A 14,736-nucleotide genomic window follows, 5' to 3' on the forward strand; every position below is an offset into this window, starting at 1 on the left:
GTTTTTTGCCATATCATCTATTCATCAATTACGGAGCGGTTTACCTTTAACAAGCATGTGCTGCATCCTTGCCTGGGATTTCGGAGTCGAAATCAGTTTTAGGAATGCCTGCTTTTCTAGATTCAAGATATACTGTTCATCTACTTCCGTGCCAAATGGGAGTTTTCCTCCTGACAGGACGTATGCAAGCTCTTTGGCTATGACAAGGTCATGATCTGATAAGAATCCTGAAAGGCGCATGGATTCCGCCCCTAATAGAAGTGTGGCATATCCAGTTTCACCTACGACAGGAATCTTTGTGCGGGCTGGAGCTGTATAACCTTGTTCATGCATGGAAAGTACCGCCTGTTTCGCATCATATAGCTGATGATCCGCATTCACGCTTATTCCATCAGCTATATTAAGGAAATTATTCTCTCTCGCTTCCTCGGCTGATGTCGAAACTTTTGCCATGGCGACCGTTTCAAATACTTGGTTGGCCACTTTCTGTAAGTCGAAGTCGACGCCCTTCGGCATATTCTTCAACGTCTTCACATAAAGCTCCTTAGTTCCGCCGCCGCCTGGGATCAACCCTACGCCAGCTTCCACTAATCCCATATATGTTTCAGTCGTTGCCTGGATGCGCGCTGCCGGAAGTGACACTTCAGCACCCCCGCCAAGTGTCATATTAAACGGGGCAACCACTACGGGAACTGCACTGTACTTAATTTTCAGCATCGCCTTTTGGAATTGGCTGATGACCATATCGAGTTCAAGAATATTGTCATCCTGCGCTTCCATCAGCATCATTGCAATATTAGCGCCTACACAGAAATTCTTTCCTTGGTTTCCGATAACCAGGCCTTTAAAATTCGCTTCCGCTTCGTCGACCGCCGCATTGATCATTTGTATGATATCCAGACCGATTGCATTATTCGGTGAAGTGAATTCAAGAAGAGCCACTCCATCGCCAATATCCATCAAGCTTGCACCACTGTTTTTCTTGATTACGCCTTTTTGCTTCTTGGTCGCTTTAAGATTGATCACTTTAGGATTTTCGACAAGTTCTTTATATTCACCATCATCATAATAGTGAACAATGCCATTTTCTTCTTTATAGAAAGAAGTGAAGCCTTTAGCGAGCATATCCTTCACCCATTGTGGAACGGCGATGTCTTCCGCTTCCATTCGGGCTACCGATTTTTCTATCCCTATCGCATCCCAGGTTTCAAAGGGACCTGTGGACCATCCGAAGCCCCATTTCATCGCTTGATCGATCGCCACGATGTCATCCGCGATGTCCCCAAGCAGCTGGGCAGAATACACAAGTGCCGGATTCAGAACATTCCAAAGTAATTGGCCGGCACGGTCTTCGCTATAAACAAGCGCTTTCATTTTATTTTCCAATCCCTTGGCCTGTTTAGCCATTTCAATGGAAGGCGTTTTTAATCGTTTTCGTGCATCATATTCAAGGGTTTCGGGATTCAGTTCAAGGATTTCCTTGCCTTTTTTCAAGAAAAAACCTTGGCCTGACTTGCTTCCAAGCCACCCATTTTTAAGCATTTCATTCATGAAATCAGGTATTTTGAAAACCTCTTTTTCTTCTCCATCCACCTGGTCATATACGTTTCTGGCAACATGTGCAAAGGTATCCAATCCAACTACATCAAGTGTCCGGAAAGTAGCGCTAGTAGCCCTCCCAATCAAAGGACCTGTAACCGAATCGACCTCACCAACACTGTATCCGCCTTTTTGCATTTCACGCAAAGTGACCAATAATCCATAAGTTCCAATGCGGTTTGCGATGAAGTTAGGGGTATCTTTGGCTTCGACGACACCTTTTCCCAGTACATCTTCGCCGAATCGTTTCATGAATCCGAGCACTTCTGGTGAAGTTGCTTTAGTAGGGATGATCTCCAATAATTTAAGATAACGCGGCGGATTGAAGAAGTGGGTTCCCAGGAAGTGCTTTTGAAAATCCTCCGAACGGCCTTCTGCCATCGCTTCGATTGAAATTCCGGATGTATTCGATGAAACGATGCTTCCCGGTTTACGATGCTGATCAACCTGGGCAAACACACTTTGCTTAACCTCAAGCTTCTCAACAACCACTTCGATGATCCAATCGACATCCTTTAAACGACTTATATCATCTTCCAGGTTTCCCGCCTCGATCAACGCAATGTTTCCCTTAACCGAAAGCGGGGCTGGTTTCTGTTTTAAAAGTTTTGTAATCGCAGTTTGGCTGATGCGGTTACGCACTTGTTTATTATCTAATGTCAGTCCCTTTTTCTTTTCGTCCTCAGTGAGTTCACGAGGTACAATATCCAATAGTAAAGTCGGAATGCCGATGTTAGCAAGGTGTGCAGCAATCCCTGATCCCATAACTCCTGACCCTAGAACAGCAGCCTTTCGTATTTGTCGAACCAAGTTTATATCCCCCTTACGCATTTTATTGAATGAATGCTCATTCATTTTTAATTCAAAAAAATTTGAATATTTTTTCTTATTACTAATATAGAATATATTTGGAAATTCCGCAATGATTAAACAGGAAAAAATATTTTTTTCTCCGGGTTCTTAAGGTTATTTCTCCTCCATTCAGCTAAAAATAACCGGGCAGGAGGTGACTTATATAATGAAGCGTAAAGATAATCCTTCTAAAGCAGCCGTGAGCGCAGCAAGCGTTAAAGGCAATGCCGGACCTGGCGCCGAACGTCAACATGGAATCAATAAAGTGAACAGCCAGAACAATCAGTTCAAAAGATAATCCTTCTTAATTTGAGCAGCCGTCTCTTTTCCGAGGCGGCTCTCGTATCTATTTCTTGAATAGGCCTTTTAAAACGAAAGCAATATTGGCCGGTCTCTCCGCAAGGCGGCGCATGAAATATCCATACCAATCCGTACCATATGGAACATACACCCTTACCTTATATCCTTCTTTAGCAAGTTCAAGCTGCTTTTCAGTGCGAATGCCATATAACATTTGAAATTCAAAACGATCCAGGGGAATTCCCTGATCTTTGACCAAGTCCCTCGTATAATCAATGATTTTATCATCATGTGTGGCAACGGCTGTGTAATGGCCATTTTGCATATGCTTCTTGATGATTTTCTTGAAATTCTCATCCACATCTTTTTTCTCGGGAAAAGCCACTTCCCTCGGTTCTTTATAAGCTCCTTTAACAAGTCTTAGATTCGGCTGGTATGCATCCAATTCCTCGATATCCTTCTCAGTCCGATACAGATATGCTTGGATGACAGTCCCCAATTCATTATATTCAGACTTAAGGTTTTTGAATACATCCAAAGTCGGCTGACAGCGCGGAAAATCTTCCATATCAAGCGTCACGAAAACATGATGGGCTTTAGCTTCTTCTAATATCCTCCGCATGTTATTCATTACGACTCGTTCAGATACATCTAGGCCCATCGAGGTCAGCTTCAGTGATAACTGTGAATCCAGTTCATTTGTGCCGATCATGCGGATCGCTTCGATGCACTCATCTGCCATCTTCCTTGCTTCTTGTTCATCCTCAATGAATTCACCTAAATAATCAATGGTGACAGCAAGCCCTTTCCGGTTAAGATCTGCAATCACTTCACATGCCATATCCAAGGATTCCCCTGCCACGAAACGAGATGCTCCAAACCGCAGCCCGTATTTTTTCGCTGCCTTTGTCATGCCTTTATTCTTTGATAAAAAAAGGAATAGATTTTTCAAAATTCTTTCCATCTGCATTCCCCTCCCAAATCATTTTGGAAAATAGATGCACAAGATTACTTTACCATTTAATTCATTTTTCAGATATTTAGAATCAAGAATAAAAAAATTCATAAAGGGAAAATTAAGCTCGTTTAAAGAACAAGTAAGGAGGTAGAATGATGGAACAGCAAAATTCATTTAATAACCAACAGCAATCCACCGGCTTTATGAAACAGCCGCCGGAAATGGTTTCGGTGAAAGATAGCCTATACTTAACCGATATGCTTGCATGGAATCTTAATGCGGTTAAAAAAGCACATTTTTTTGCCACACAGTGCAAGGACCCGCAAATCATTGATGCGTTAAATCGGTGCGGACTCATGCATCAACGCCATTACGATACCATTTTGAAACATTTGAATCCTGACCAAAACCAGGTTCAACAACAATACCAGTAAAGGAGTGTTCTTGATGCCCAATGAAAACAAAGTCCAAAATCCTGAATCTCCCGTGGCAAAGACACCGCAAATGAATGACAGGGATTTTATAAATGATATGCTCACAACTGAAAAGTACTTTTGCAACTCCCTTTCCGTTGCCCTGCATGAGATGAGTAACCAAGCATTATTCCAAGACATTTTCTCCGTTTCCAAAGAAAATCAGGAAATGCAGCGAGAACTCTATAACATTATGTTCGAAAAAGGCTGGTATAGTTTAGAAAAGGCGCAAGCAACAAGCTTAAACCAATCGTATCAACAATTTTCCGGTTATAAAAATCAATTTCCATCTGGAACGAATATTCAATAAGCAAACATTGAGGGGGGGGGGGTTCTGCTCCTTTTGTTTTTGAGCTACAAGTAAAGCCGGCCCATGGGGGGCCGGCTTTATTTTTAGATATCCGTTGAAAACATATACTTCTTATAGTGATACCGAATGCTGAATATTAAGCCCATGGCCATCATGTTCCCCATTAGCGAGCTTCCTCCATAACTGATGAATGGAAGCGGAATCCCCGTAATCGGCAAAAGCCCTACCGTCATGCCGATATTTTGAAAGACGTGGAACGTCAACATGCTTATAACACCAACACAGATATATGTATAGAAGTTATTTTTCGTGTCCATTCCCGTTTTTGTAATATGATAAATCAACAGGAAAAACAAGGAAATAATGATGCTTGATCCGATGAAGCCGAATTCTTCACCGATGATGCTGAAAATGAAATCCGAATGGCTCTCAGGCAAATACACTTCCCTCGAACCGATTCCCTTGCCTGTGGTCTGGCCAGAGCCGATGGCCAGTAAGGACCTGGTTAAGTGATACCCTTCGGAGCTGGCATAATTATACGGATCCAGCCAAGAATAGATACGGCCGAATTGATAGGATTTTACCCCTAGATATTTTTCCAGGATCTCTGGCTTCCAAAGGACAAAGTACAGGACCGTTGAAGCGACGACAATTCCTCCCGAAACGATCGGCAGGAGGATCTTCCATGTTACTCCTGAAATGAAAATCATTCCGAGCATGATGGACAGGATGACAAGCGCGGTACCTAAATCCGGCTGTTGCATGATTAACATTAAGGGGGCACCGGTCACAAGACCGATTTTAATTAGCAGCCAGATATCCGTTTGAATCGTTTTCAGCGTGTTTTTGAGATGGTGGTTCGATATGACATTGGCTAGAGCCAAAATCAGGAAAACCTTCATGAATTCCGATGGCTGAATCGAACCGACTCCCGGAATTTTGAACCAGCTTCTTGCACCATTTATATTAGGTACGATGCTACTTGGCATAATGATCAGCAAAAATAGCAAAAACAATCCGAATCCATAGGCGTACCAAGAAATTTTTTTCAGTTGGTCCGAATCCAGTGTGATGAACCCTAATACGATTCCAACCCCCACTATATACCAAAAAATTTGTTTAATTAAGAAGTTTTCAGCGTACTGTCCAGTCGTTTGGGCACTATAGATTGCTAAGCAACTTCCAACGCATAATAACAGCAATATTGTGACCAAAGAAAAATCTATTCGAGATGAAAATTTATTTTGTTCTTCCATACTTAACTCTCCCTTAAAAAGGCTCCTGCAATACATCTATAAATACACTTATTCATTATACTTTAAACAAATAAAATCACAACTATATCGAAGAATTGTTTTAAGGCTTCTTGGAGTTATTTCCATGAAGCCCGTAGGGCAGGGGAAACTATGCATGTGATTCCTTTGATTTTCTTCGTTTCAGCAATCTGCTGACCAATCCATGGCTTGGGGAAAAGAGAAAGGCCAATCCGAATAATATGGCGGCCGATCCCACCATGCAACCTGATATCGAGGCATCCAAAATGGTGGCTGAAAAGTAGCCGATGACGGAACTTAGCACCCCGACCCCGATACTGACCCATATCATGCGGCTTAAACGGTCTGACAGCAGATAAGCCGTCGCCGCGGGTATGATGAGCATTCCAACTACTAAAATGGAACCTACACTATCAAAAGAAGCTACAGTTGTCAGTGAAATGAGGCTCATCAATAAGTAATGAAAGAACAGTACAGGAATTCCCATTGCAGCCGCAAGTGATGGATCAAATGACACGAGTTTAAACTGTTTGAAGAAAAGGAAGATCAGTATGAGGTTCAGGATAAAGCAACTGCCGACAATCCAAACAGCTTTTGGTCCAGCTTCGATTCCCGCGATTGTCATCGTGTTCCAGGGAGAATAGGCTATTTCGCCATAAAGGACATGTTCCAGGTCAAAATCTATTTGTTGCGTAAACAAGCTCACGAGTACGATCCCCGTTGCAAAAAGGGAAGTGAATACAATCCCGATCGCTGCGTCAGATTGAACGCCCGACGATTGGAAAAGCTGGATCAAGAATACGGTGAGCAAGCCGAGCGCAGCTGCCCCTATCAGCATCGGAACAGAGTCACGAGTCCCGGTTATTAAAAATGCTAATACGATTCCGGGCAAAACGGAATGACTGATGGCATCCCCAATCAACGTCATTTTCCTGACTATCAAAAAACATCCCAATACACTACAAGCACTCGCCACCAATGCTCCGACTAAAATAATCCAAAAATCATTCATGATGAGTGGCTCCCTTTCCTTCTATTCTGTTCGAGAGAATATTTCTTTTTCGTCGATCCCCTTCTCCATATAGATGAAAGCACTCCGCGTTTAGGTGCAAATAGCATGGAAAAGAAAAACCATACCGTCGCGGATATGACAATTAACGGTCCTGTTGGCAAATCATTGACCGAAGTACTGATCAACGTTCCAGACACACCGCTCAACATTCCGAATATGCCAGACAGGATGACCATGATATGAAGCCGCTCAGTCCAATACCTCGCAGAAACCGCAGGCGTGATCAGTAAAGATGCCATTAATACGACACCTACAGCCTGGATACCGATCACCACAGCTGCCACGATCAGCATCATGATGAAATAATCCAGAAAAACGACCGGTAATCCCATCCCCTTAGCAAACCCAGGGTCGAAGGACAGTAATTTGAATTCTTTAAAAAATACGGTACAAGTGAAAATGAGAAAAAAGGAAACCGTCATCATCATATATACATCAGACATGACCATTGACGCCGTCTGCCCGAATAAAAAGGTATCCAATCCACTCTGGTTTCCATACTCACTCTGCTGAATCTGTGTAAGCATGACAATTCCGAAGCCAAAGAAGGAAGATAAGACGATTCCCAAGGCCGCATCCTGCTTGATCTTACTGTATCTCGTAAGCACACTGATCAAGAAGACAGCCACTAAGCCAGCTAGGGCCGCACCTATTAGAAAATAAGAAGTGGATTTCACTCCAGTTAAAATGAAGGCGACACAGATACCGGGTAACGCTGCATGTGCGAGGGTATCGCCAAGCAAAGATTGTTTTCTGAGGTAGGCAAAGCTGCCGATGACCCCGCTGCTTAATCCGAGGAACATCGTGCCAAGCAATATCCACCTTGTATTTGGATCAGTAATAATATCCAGTATGTTCATCATGTACACCTCATTTTAATAAAAGGCCGGATTTCGTGTCTGATAGTATCGCTAAGCGTCCTCCATATGTTGCCTGTAAGTGTTCTGGAATGAATACTTCCTCCGTCGGACCTATTTTCATCACCTTTTTATTCAATAACATCGTCCAGTCGAAATATTCCTTCACGGTCGATAGATCATGGTGCACAACTAGAACGGTTTTGCCTTTTTCCTTCAATTCCATCAGCAATTGTATGATTGCTTTCTCTGTTGCGGCATCCACCCCTACGAACGGTTCATCCATAAAATAAATATCCGCTTCCTGTGCCAATGCACGGGCCAGGAATATCCGTTGCTGCTGTCCACCTGATAGCTGGCTGATCTGGCGGTTAGCATATTCAGACATCCCTACCTTTTCCAGGCACTCCATCCCCTTCTGCCTTTCGGACTTTCCTGGTCGCTTCAACCATCCGAGATGACCATATCTGCCCATCATTACGACATCGAGTGCGTTGGTCGGAAAATCCCAATCCACTGACTCCCGTTGTGGAACATAGCCGATACTCTTCCTCATCGATTTATAAGTAGAACCCCTTATTGTGATTTGCCCTGATATTTTGGGGATCAATTCAAGTATCCCCTTTATCAATGTGGACTTCCCTGCTCCATTGGGGCCAATGATCCCGATTAAATTCCCTTCCGGCACCTCAAATGAGACATCTTCGATAACAGGCTTCTTATGATAAGCAATCGTTAAATTCTCGACCTTCAAAGCTGCTAGATTCATAGTTTCTCCCCCTTATTTCAAAGCACGGACGATTGTATCGGTATTATGACGGACCATTCCGATATACGTTCCTTCTTCCGTCCCTTTTTCACCCATGGCATCCGAAAACAATTCACCGCCGATTTCCACTTTGTGACCCTGCTTACCTGCTCCTTGAATGACAGCCTCGATGGCCTTCCTTGGTACGCTTGACTCAATGAAAATCGCTTTAATTTTGTTCTTCACAAGATAATTCCGCATATCCGTCACATCTTTTGATCCATATTCCGATAATGTATTGATCCCTTGGAGCCCTCTTACGTCCAGGCCGTATGACCGACCGTAGTACCCAAAAGCATCATGTGCTGTAACGAGCACCCGCTGATCTTTTGGTATTTTATTAATTTCGTCTTGAACATATTTATCGAGTTCCTCCAATTGCAGAACGTACTCTTCATAATTTTCGCGAAACTCTGTTTCATGGTCCGGATCATTGGCAATCAATTCTTTCTCCACTGCCTCCGCCGCAACGATCCAAAGCTTTACATCAAACCATACGTGGGGATCATGTTCCGATGCACTCACTTTGCGAAGTTGGTTCTCCTTGAAGCCCTCCGTTACGGCAATCGTCGGTTTATCCTTGCTCATCATTTCAAATATATCCGTCATTTTCCCTTCAAGATGCACACCGTTATAAAAAATCATATCAGCCGAATCCAGTGTCTTAACATCACCCTGTGTCGCTTTATATAGATGGGGGTCAACTCCCGGACCCATTAAACTGGTGACCTCGACATGTTTACCGCCGATATTCTCAACCAAATCTCCAATCATTCCCGTTGTTGCAATGATATTCAGCTTACCATTGCCTTTATCACTTCCAACCGTATCATTGCCACACCCCGCTAAAATCAGCAATGCAGCAATCACGCTCCCAATAGATTTCAGAAAACCCATCCATACTCCCTCCCTTTTTCCTCTTTCTAAAATAGTTTGCCATGTGCAAAAATAAGTGTAAAAATTTTTACATTGTCGTAAACGCTAAAAAGTTTCCTCTATACAACTTATTTCATACTATACACAAATATACAAAAAAGTGCAACTATTTTTTCAAACACTTCAAAAAGGACAATGACTTTCACACATGAAAAAACTGTCAGGAATCTCTACTGGGGAGCTTCCTGACAGTTGGTCATGCCGTACATGAAACAAACTCTGAAGTTATATTTATATTGTGGGGTTCTAATGGTGAATATAAACTATGGGGGCTATTTCGGAACGTTGTGAAATTCACGGGTAAATGCGCTGATTTTACGAGTAAAGTGCCTAAATTCACGAGTAAACGCTGATTTTACGCATTCCATGTGCATTGCCACTCATTTTTTCAAGGAAATTGCCAAGTACGCAAATCCCAATTCGATTCCGCAAAGCACAAAAAGGGTGATTAAAGTTTGGAACATCATGGTCTCCTCCTCCTCTAAGACTTAAAACAATCTTAAAGGATGAAACCCATACCAGAACAAGACCTTATTTGAAGAAATCTTCAGCAGCCCCACACTGTTCTCTTGCCCTGAAATGGGTTTCATACTGTACAATATAAAAAAAGAAAAAACGGTGATACCATGACAAATATTAAAGAAATAGCTCAATGTGCCGGTGTATCTGTCTCAACAGTGTCCCGTGTATTGAATGATCATCCATATGTAAGCCCAGATAAAAGAAAGAGCGTCTTGGAGGCCATCGATCGTTTGAATTATACGAGAAACATAAATGCCATTCATCTTTCAAAAGGTAAAACCAATCTTATCGGCATCATCATCCCCTTCAACAATCACCCATATTACGGGGCAATCGTTAACGGAATCACTAAACAGGCAAATGCAATTGGCTGTCATATCGTCATCTTTCAAACAAACTATGACAGAGAGAAGGAAATCGAGGCTTTTAATATGCTGCAAATGAAGCAGCTCGATGGCATTATCGTTTGTTCAAGGATTTCGGAAATGAAAATCCTTTTGGAATATCAAAAATACGGACCAATCATTTTGTGTGAAGATACGGCCCAGGCTGAATTCTCATCCATCAGCATTGATCATTATGCAGCTTTCTCCTGTGCCCTTGAGTACGTGATTGCTAAAGGATATAAGAAAATCGGATACAGCCTCGGCCGTAAAAAGAGCAGAAATAGTTCCCATCGTACAAAGGCCTTTAACGATATCATGAGTAAACATCAACTGATAAACAATAAAGAATGGCTGTTTGAAGGCAGTTATCACATCAAAGACGGTGAGCAATTGTTTCAGGAATGGAATTCGATGATGGATAAACCTGAAGCCATCATCATCACGAATGATGACACGGCGGCTGGCTTCATTCTCACCGCTAAGAAATCGGGTATAAGGGTCCCGGAGGATGTGGCCATTCTCGGTTTCAATAATGATAGCCTGGGTGAAATGCTCGACATCACGACCATTTCCTTGCCGCTGGAATGGATTGGGAAAATGGCTGTGGACCTATTTGAGAATCCTGAGGTGGTCAAACATGTAAAACTGGACTACGCCCTTATAAAAAGAAGGACCGTTTAATGATCTCCATGCTTTATTTTGGTATATAGCCATTTGAATTCTTCCTTGCCGCCATCATTCATTAACTAGGAAAAAATAACCACATAAAATAATCATTGCGATATTCATGAGATTATTTTATAATTTTGATATAGTAAAGTTTACTCAATTACTAGCAATCTATTAGCGATTGCATGAATTTCATGAGAACTATCGTCTGACGTCACTTACAAGCTGGCGCAACGATTTTAGAAAATTGAATACTTCCTCATTTACCGATGAGTTAGAGGCTGCAGCTTATAAAAGTAAAACGGACGAGATTCTGGAAAATTCAAGACTCCGTTTGAAAGGATAAATTGCCGAAGTAAGGGTATATTCCATGTATATTCTTGCTGGCGGTGTTACCGAACAGGAACACCACTGTCACGCTTTTTCAAAAAAGCGTGGGGAGCTATCTTCGGAAGGATAAACGGGTTTATTATAAACAGCCGTCGATCTTTTTCGACTGCTGTTTTTTATTTTTCGTTCCCTTCCAATAAAAAGGAGTGTAACATCAATTGTCAAATTCACAATCAGCATCAAGCCCTACTGAACTGAAAAGGAGCCTGAAAGCGCGTCATTTAATGATGATTTCATTAGGTGGAACGATTGGAACAGGTTTATTTTTAGCAAGTGGCGGTGCCATTCATTCAGCCGGTCCCGGCGGTGCCTTGGTGGCATACGCAGTCATCGGCATCATGGTTTATTACTTAATGACAAGTCTTGCAGAAATGGCAGCGTTCATGCCAGTGGCCGGTTCATTCCGTGTCTATGCATCCAAATTCGTCGATCCGTCTTTCGGTTTTGCGATTGGTTGGAACTACTGGTATAACTGGGCAATCACCATTGCCGCTGAATTGGCAGCCGTTGTCTTAATTATGAAGTTCTGGTTTCCGGATAGCCCTTCAATTATCTGGAGTGCCATTGCATTAATCACTATGTTTCTTATCAATTACATGTCAGTTAAAGGTTTCGGGGAGGCAGAATTCTGGTTTGCCATGATCAAAGTCGTGACAGTCGTCATTTTCTTGATCACGGGTGTACTGATCATTCTCGGGATCATGGGTGGGAAAGACCCAATTGGTTTTTCAAATTTCACAATGGGCGAAGGTCCCTTTAACGGTGGGTTCTTCACGATCCTGGGCGTATTCATGGCTGCCGGCTTTTCATTCCAAGGAACGGAATTGCTTGGAGTGACTGCTGGTGAAAGTGAGGATCCAGAAAAAAATATCCCAAAGGCAATCAGATCCGTTTTCTGGCGCATCATCTTATTCTATATCCTTGCCATTTTTGTAATTGGAATGATCATTCCGTTTACCGATTCACGTTTATTGAGTGAAGATGTTGCCGTAAGTCCATTCACGCTTGTATTTGAACGGGCAGGCCTTGCATTTGCTGCATCCATCATGAACGCGATCATTCTATCATCCGTACTCTCTGCCGGTAACTCTGGCATGTACGCTTCAACCCGTATGCTATGGGACTTGGCACGTGATGGGAAAGCACCGAAATTCCTAGGCAAGTTAGATAAAAGAGGAGTACCCGTGAATGCACTTATCGTGACTTCTTTAGTAGGCTGCGTTGCATTCTTAGCTTCATTTTTCGGTGATGGCGTCGTTTATATCTGGTTATTGAACGCTTCAGGCATGGCGGGATTCGTCACCTGGGTCGGGATCGCGGTTGCCCATTATCGATTCCGCAAAGCTTACGCAGCTCAAGGCCTTGATATGAATGCTTTACCATTCCGGGCAAAAGGCTTCCCATTCGGGCCTATATTCGCACTCGTCCTTTGCCTTATCATTATCATCGGACAAGGCTATCAAGCTTTCAGCAGCGATGGAATCGACTGGAATTCAATGTTTGTTTCCTACATTGGCTTAATTTTATTTTTCGCCCTATGGTTCGGCTATAAAATCAAGCATAAAACGAAAATCATTCCCCTGGAGGAATGTGATCTTAAATCAAAATAATGCGTAAAGGACCTGTTCTAAGGAGAACAGGTCCTTTTTTCATTTCAAATGATAAACACGGCATTCATATGGACGCAGAGGTTTGCTGGAGATTCCTTCTTCTTCCTGATCATAATTGCCTATCAGCCTTGTGGCTGAATATGCATGCAGCTCTTCAGGCAAAGTATAGGAGGCATCCTCTTCTTTAAAGTTACATAGCACCAACAGCTTTTCTTCTTCAAACGATCTCGTGTAGGCAAATATTCGTTCATCATCCGGCCATAGCAGTTCAAAACGGCCATAAACGACGATTTCATGTTTCTTTCGTATTTGGATAAGCTTTTTATAAAAATGAAAAATGGAATTCGGATCATTATAGGCTTTTTCTGCATTAATCTCTGGAAAATTGGGATTAACCTTAATCCAAGGCGTCCCTTTCGTGAATCCTGCGTTCCGGGAGTCATTCCACTGAAACGGTGTCCTCGCATTATCCCTGCTTCGGGCGTGGATGGCTGACATCATCCGCTCTTTTGACCAGCCATGCGAATTGACGAGTTCTTCATATGAATTCAATGTTTCGATATCACAGTAATCATCGATGCCCTCAAATGCAACATTGGTCATGCCCAGCTCTTCCCCTTGATATATATAGGGTGTCCCTTGAAGCATATGAAGGCAAGCTGCAAGCATCTTTGCGCTTTCAATACGATACTTTCCATCATCACCAAACCTTGAGACAATCCGGGGCTGATCATGGTTGTTCCAGTATAAACTGTTCCATCCATCCCCCTCCAAACCAGTCTGCCACTTAGAGAGAATTCGCTTTAAATCGGTAAGCTTCCACTTATCATTACTCCATTTCCCTGCCGGTCCGCTCCCCAAATCCATATGTTCGAATTGAAAGACCATATGTAGCTCACCACGATCTTTACCTGTGAACAATTGCGCCTCCTCCGGTGTGACGCCTGGCATCTCCCCAACCGTGATCACGTCATGTCCAGAAAGTGCCCGTTGATTGATTTCCTGCAAAAACTCATGTATGCGCGGGCCGTTCAGGAAAAAGGGGCTTCCATCGCCATACTGTTTCTCATGATGAACGGCTCCATCTGAATAGCTTTGATCTTTTGAAAGGAAATTGATGACATCCATCCGAAAGCCATCGACACCCTTATCCAGCCACCAAGTCATGATGCTGTAGATCTCTTCACGGAGCTTAGGGTTCTCCCAGTTTAAATCCGGTTGTTTCCTGCTGAATAAATGTAAATAATATTCATCGGTTCCTTCATCATATTCCCATGCTGAACCTTTAAAAATGGATTCCCAATTATTTGGTTCTTTTCCATTCCTTCCAGGTTTCCAAATATAATAATCGCGTTTCGGATTATCTTTTGAGGATCGGGATTCCTTGAACCACGGATGTTCATCAGAAGAATGGTTGATCACCAGGTCCATCATGATCTTCATTCCACGTTCATGAACCGCCTTCAACAACCTATCGAAATCAGCCATGGTCCCGAATTCAGTCATGATCGATTTATAATCACTGATATCGTACCCATTGTCATCATTGGGAGATTGATAAACAGGGGATAACCATATCACGTTCACACCCAGCTCTTGTAAATAATCGAGTTTCAACAAGATCCCGTTTATATCCCCTATCCCATCTCCATCACTATCCATAAAACTCCTTGGATACACTTGATACACAACTGCCTCTTTCCACCATGCTTTGTCCATG

13 protein-coding genes and 1 riboswitch are annotated in these 14,736 nt (G+C 42.7%); of the genes, 5 read left to right on the top strand and 8 right to left on the bottom strand.

Annotated elements, in window-relative coordinates:
- Nucleotides 1–24: 24 nt before the first annotated feature.
- Entirely contained in the window at nucleotides 25–2,409 is a 2,385-nt protein-coding gene (locus ACQKFG_RS14450; protein ID WP_427559988.1) for a 3-hydroxyacyl-CoA dehydrogenase NAD-binding domain-containing protein, read from the bottom strand.
- Between the two features lie 205 nt (nucleotides 2,410–2,614).
- On the opposite strand from ACQKFG_RS14450, the gene ACQKFG_RS14455 reads away from it, so the two are divergent.
- Nucleotides 2,615–2,749, top strand: coding sequence for a YuzL family protein (locus tag ACQKFG_RS14455; protein WP_072273724.1), 135 nt, complete (start codon nucleotides 2,615–2,617; stop codon nucleotides 2,747–2,749).
- A 48-nt stretch (nucleotides 2,750–2,797) separates the two neighbouring features.
- Here the strand turns inward: ACQKFG_RS14455 and ACQKFG_RS14460 are convergent, their stop codons facing one another.
- Nucleotides 2,798–3,715 carry a proline dehydrogenase family protein gene (locus tag ACQKFG_RS14460; RefSeq protein WP_427559991.1) on the bottom strand — a complete coding sequence of 306 codons (918 nt, stop codon included), beginning with the start codon at nucleotides 3,713–3,715 and terminating at the stop codon, nucleotides 2,798–2,800.
- A 149-nt stretch (nucleotides 3,716–3,864) separates the two neighbouring features.
- Here ACQKFG_RS14460 and ACQKFG_RS14465 point away from each other — a divergent pair, with 149 nt between their 5' ends.
- Both ACQKFG_RS14465 and ACQKFG_RS14470 read left to right on the top strand, forming a co-directional pair.
- Nucleotides 3,865–4,143, top strand: coding sequence for a hypothetical protein (locus tag ACQKFG_RS14465; RefSeq protein WP_427559994.1), 279 nt, complete (start codon nucleotides 3,865–3,867; stop codon nucleotides 4,141–4,143).
- Between the two features lie 13 nt (nucleotides 4,144–4,156).
- Nucleotides 4,157–4,492 (top strand): spore coat protein, encoded by a 336-nt coding sequence (locus ACQKFG_RS14470; protein ID WP_192206989.1) that lies wholly within the window; start codon nucleotides 4,157–4,159, stop codon nucleotides 4,490–4,492.
- An 83-nt stretch (nucleotides 4,493–4,575) separates the two neighbouring features.
- Here ACQKFG_RS14470 and rodA read toward each other — a convergent pair whose 3' ends face one another.
- From rodA to ACQKFG_RS14495, 5 genes are all read right to left on the bottom strand, one after another.
- On the bottom strand, nucleotides 4,576–5,748 hold the full coding sequence (rodA, locus tag ACQKFG_RS14475) for a rod shape-determining protein RodA (RefSeq protein WP_342614779.1): 1,173 nt from the start codon (nucleotides 5,746–5,748) through the stop codon (nucleotides 4,576–4,578).
- Nucleotides 5,749–5,896: 148 nt separating this feature from the next.
- Nucleotides 5,897–6,778, bottom strand: coding sequence for a metal ABC transporter permease (locus ACQKFG_RS14480; protein WP_427559998.1), 882 nt, complete (start codon nucleotides 6,776–6,778; stop codon nucleotides 5,897–5,899).
- Entirely contained in the window at nucleotides 6,775–7,701 is a 927-nt protein-coding gene (locus ACQKFG_RS14485; protein ID WP_427560001.1) for a metal ABC transporter permease, read from the bottom strand. Before ACQKFG_RS14485 ends, ACQKFG_RS14480 begins: the two co-directional genes overlap by 4 nt.
- Nucleotides 7,702–7,708: 7 nt before the next feature.
- Entirely contained in the window at nucleotides 7,709–8,464 is a 756-nt protein-coding gene (locus ACQKFG_RS14490) for a metal ABC transporter ATP-binding protein (RefSeq protein ID WP_192206995.1), read from the bottom strand.
- A 12-nt stretch (nucleotides 8,465–8,476) separates the two neighbouring features.
- Nucleotides 8,477–9,400, bottom strand: a complete 924-nt coding sequence (locus ACQKFG_RS14495; RefSeq protein WP_427560005.1) for a metal ABC transporter solute-binding protein, Zn/Mn family — start codon at nucleotides 9,398–9,400, stop codon at nucleotides 8,477–8,479.
- Between the two features lie 665 nt (nucleotides 9,401–10,065).
- Here ACQKFG_RS14495 and ACQKFG_RS14500 point away from each other — a divergent pair.
- Both ACQKFG_RS14500 and ACQKFG_RS14505 read left to right on the top strand, forming a co-directional pair.
- Complete coding sequence (locus ACQKFG_RS14500) at nucleotides 10,066–11,028, top strand: LacI family DNA-binding transcriptional regulator (RefSeq protein WP_192206999.1); 963 nt, start codon at nucleotides 10,066–10,068, stop codon at nucleotides 11,026–11,028.
- A 255-nt stretch (nucleotides 11,029–11,283) separates the two neighbouring features.
- Nucleotides 11,284–11,469, top strand: a riboswitch (Lysine riboswitch).
- Nucleotides 11,470–11,564: 95 nt separating this feature from the next.
- On the top strand, nucleotides 11,565–13,016 hold the full coding sequence (locus tag ACQKFG_RS14505) for an amino acid permease (protein ID WP_228467561.1): 1,452 nt from the start codon (nucleotides 11,565–11,567) through the stop codon (nucleotides 13,014–13,016).
- Nucleotides 13,017–13,055: 39 nt separating this feature from the next.
- On the opposite strand, the gene ACQKFG_RS14510 is transcribed toward ACQKFG_RS14505, so the two are convergent.
- Nucleotides 13,056–14,735, bottom strand: a complete 1,680-nt coding sequence (locus tag ACQKFG_RS14510) for a glycoside hydrolase family 13 protein (protein ID WP_427560010.1) — start codon at nucleotides 14,733–14,735, stop codon at nucleotides 13,056–13,058.
- Nucleotide 14,736 lies beyond the last annotated feature (1 nt).

It is taken from the genome of Peribacillus sp. NPDC076916 (assembly GCF_050269675.1).
Taxonomy (GTDB): Bacteria; Bacillota; Bacilli; order Bacillales; family DSM-1321; genus Peribacillus; species Peribacillus aracenensis.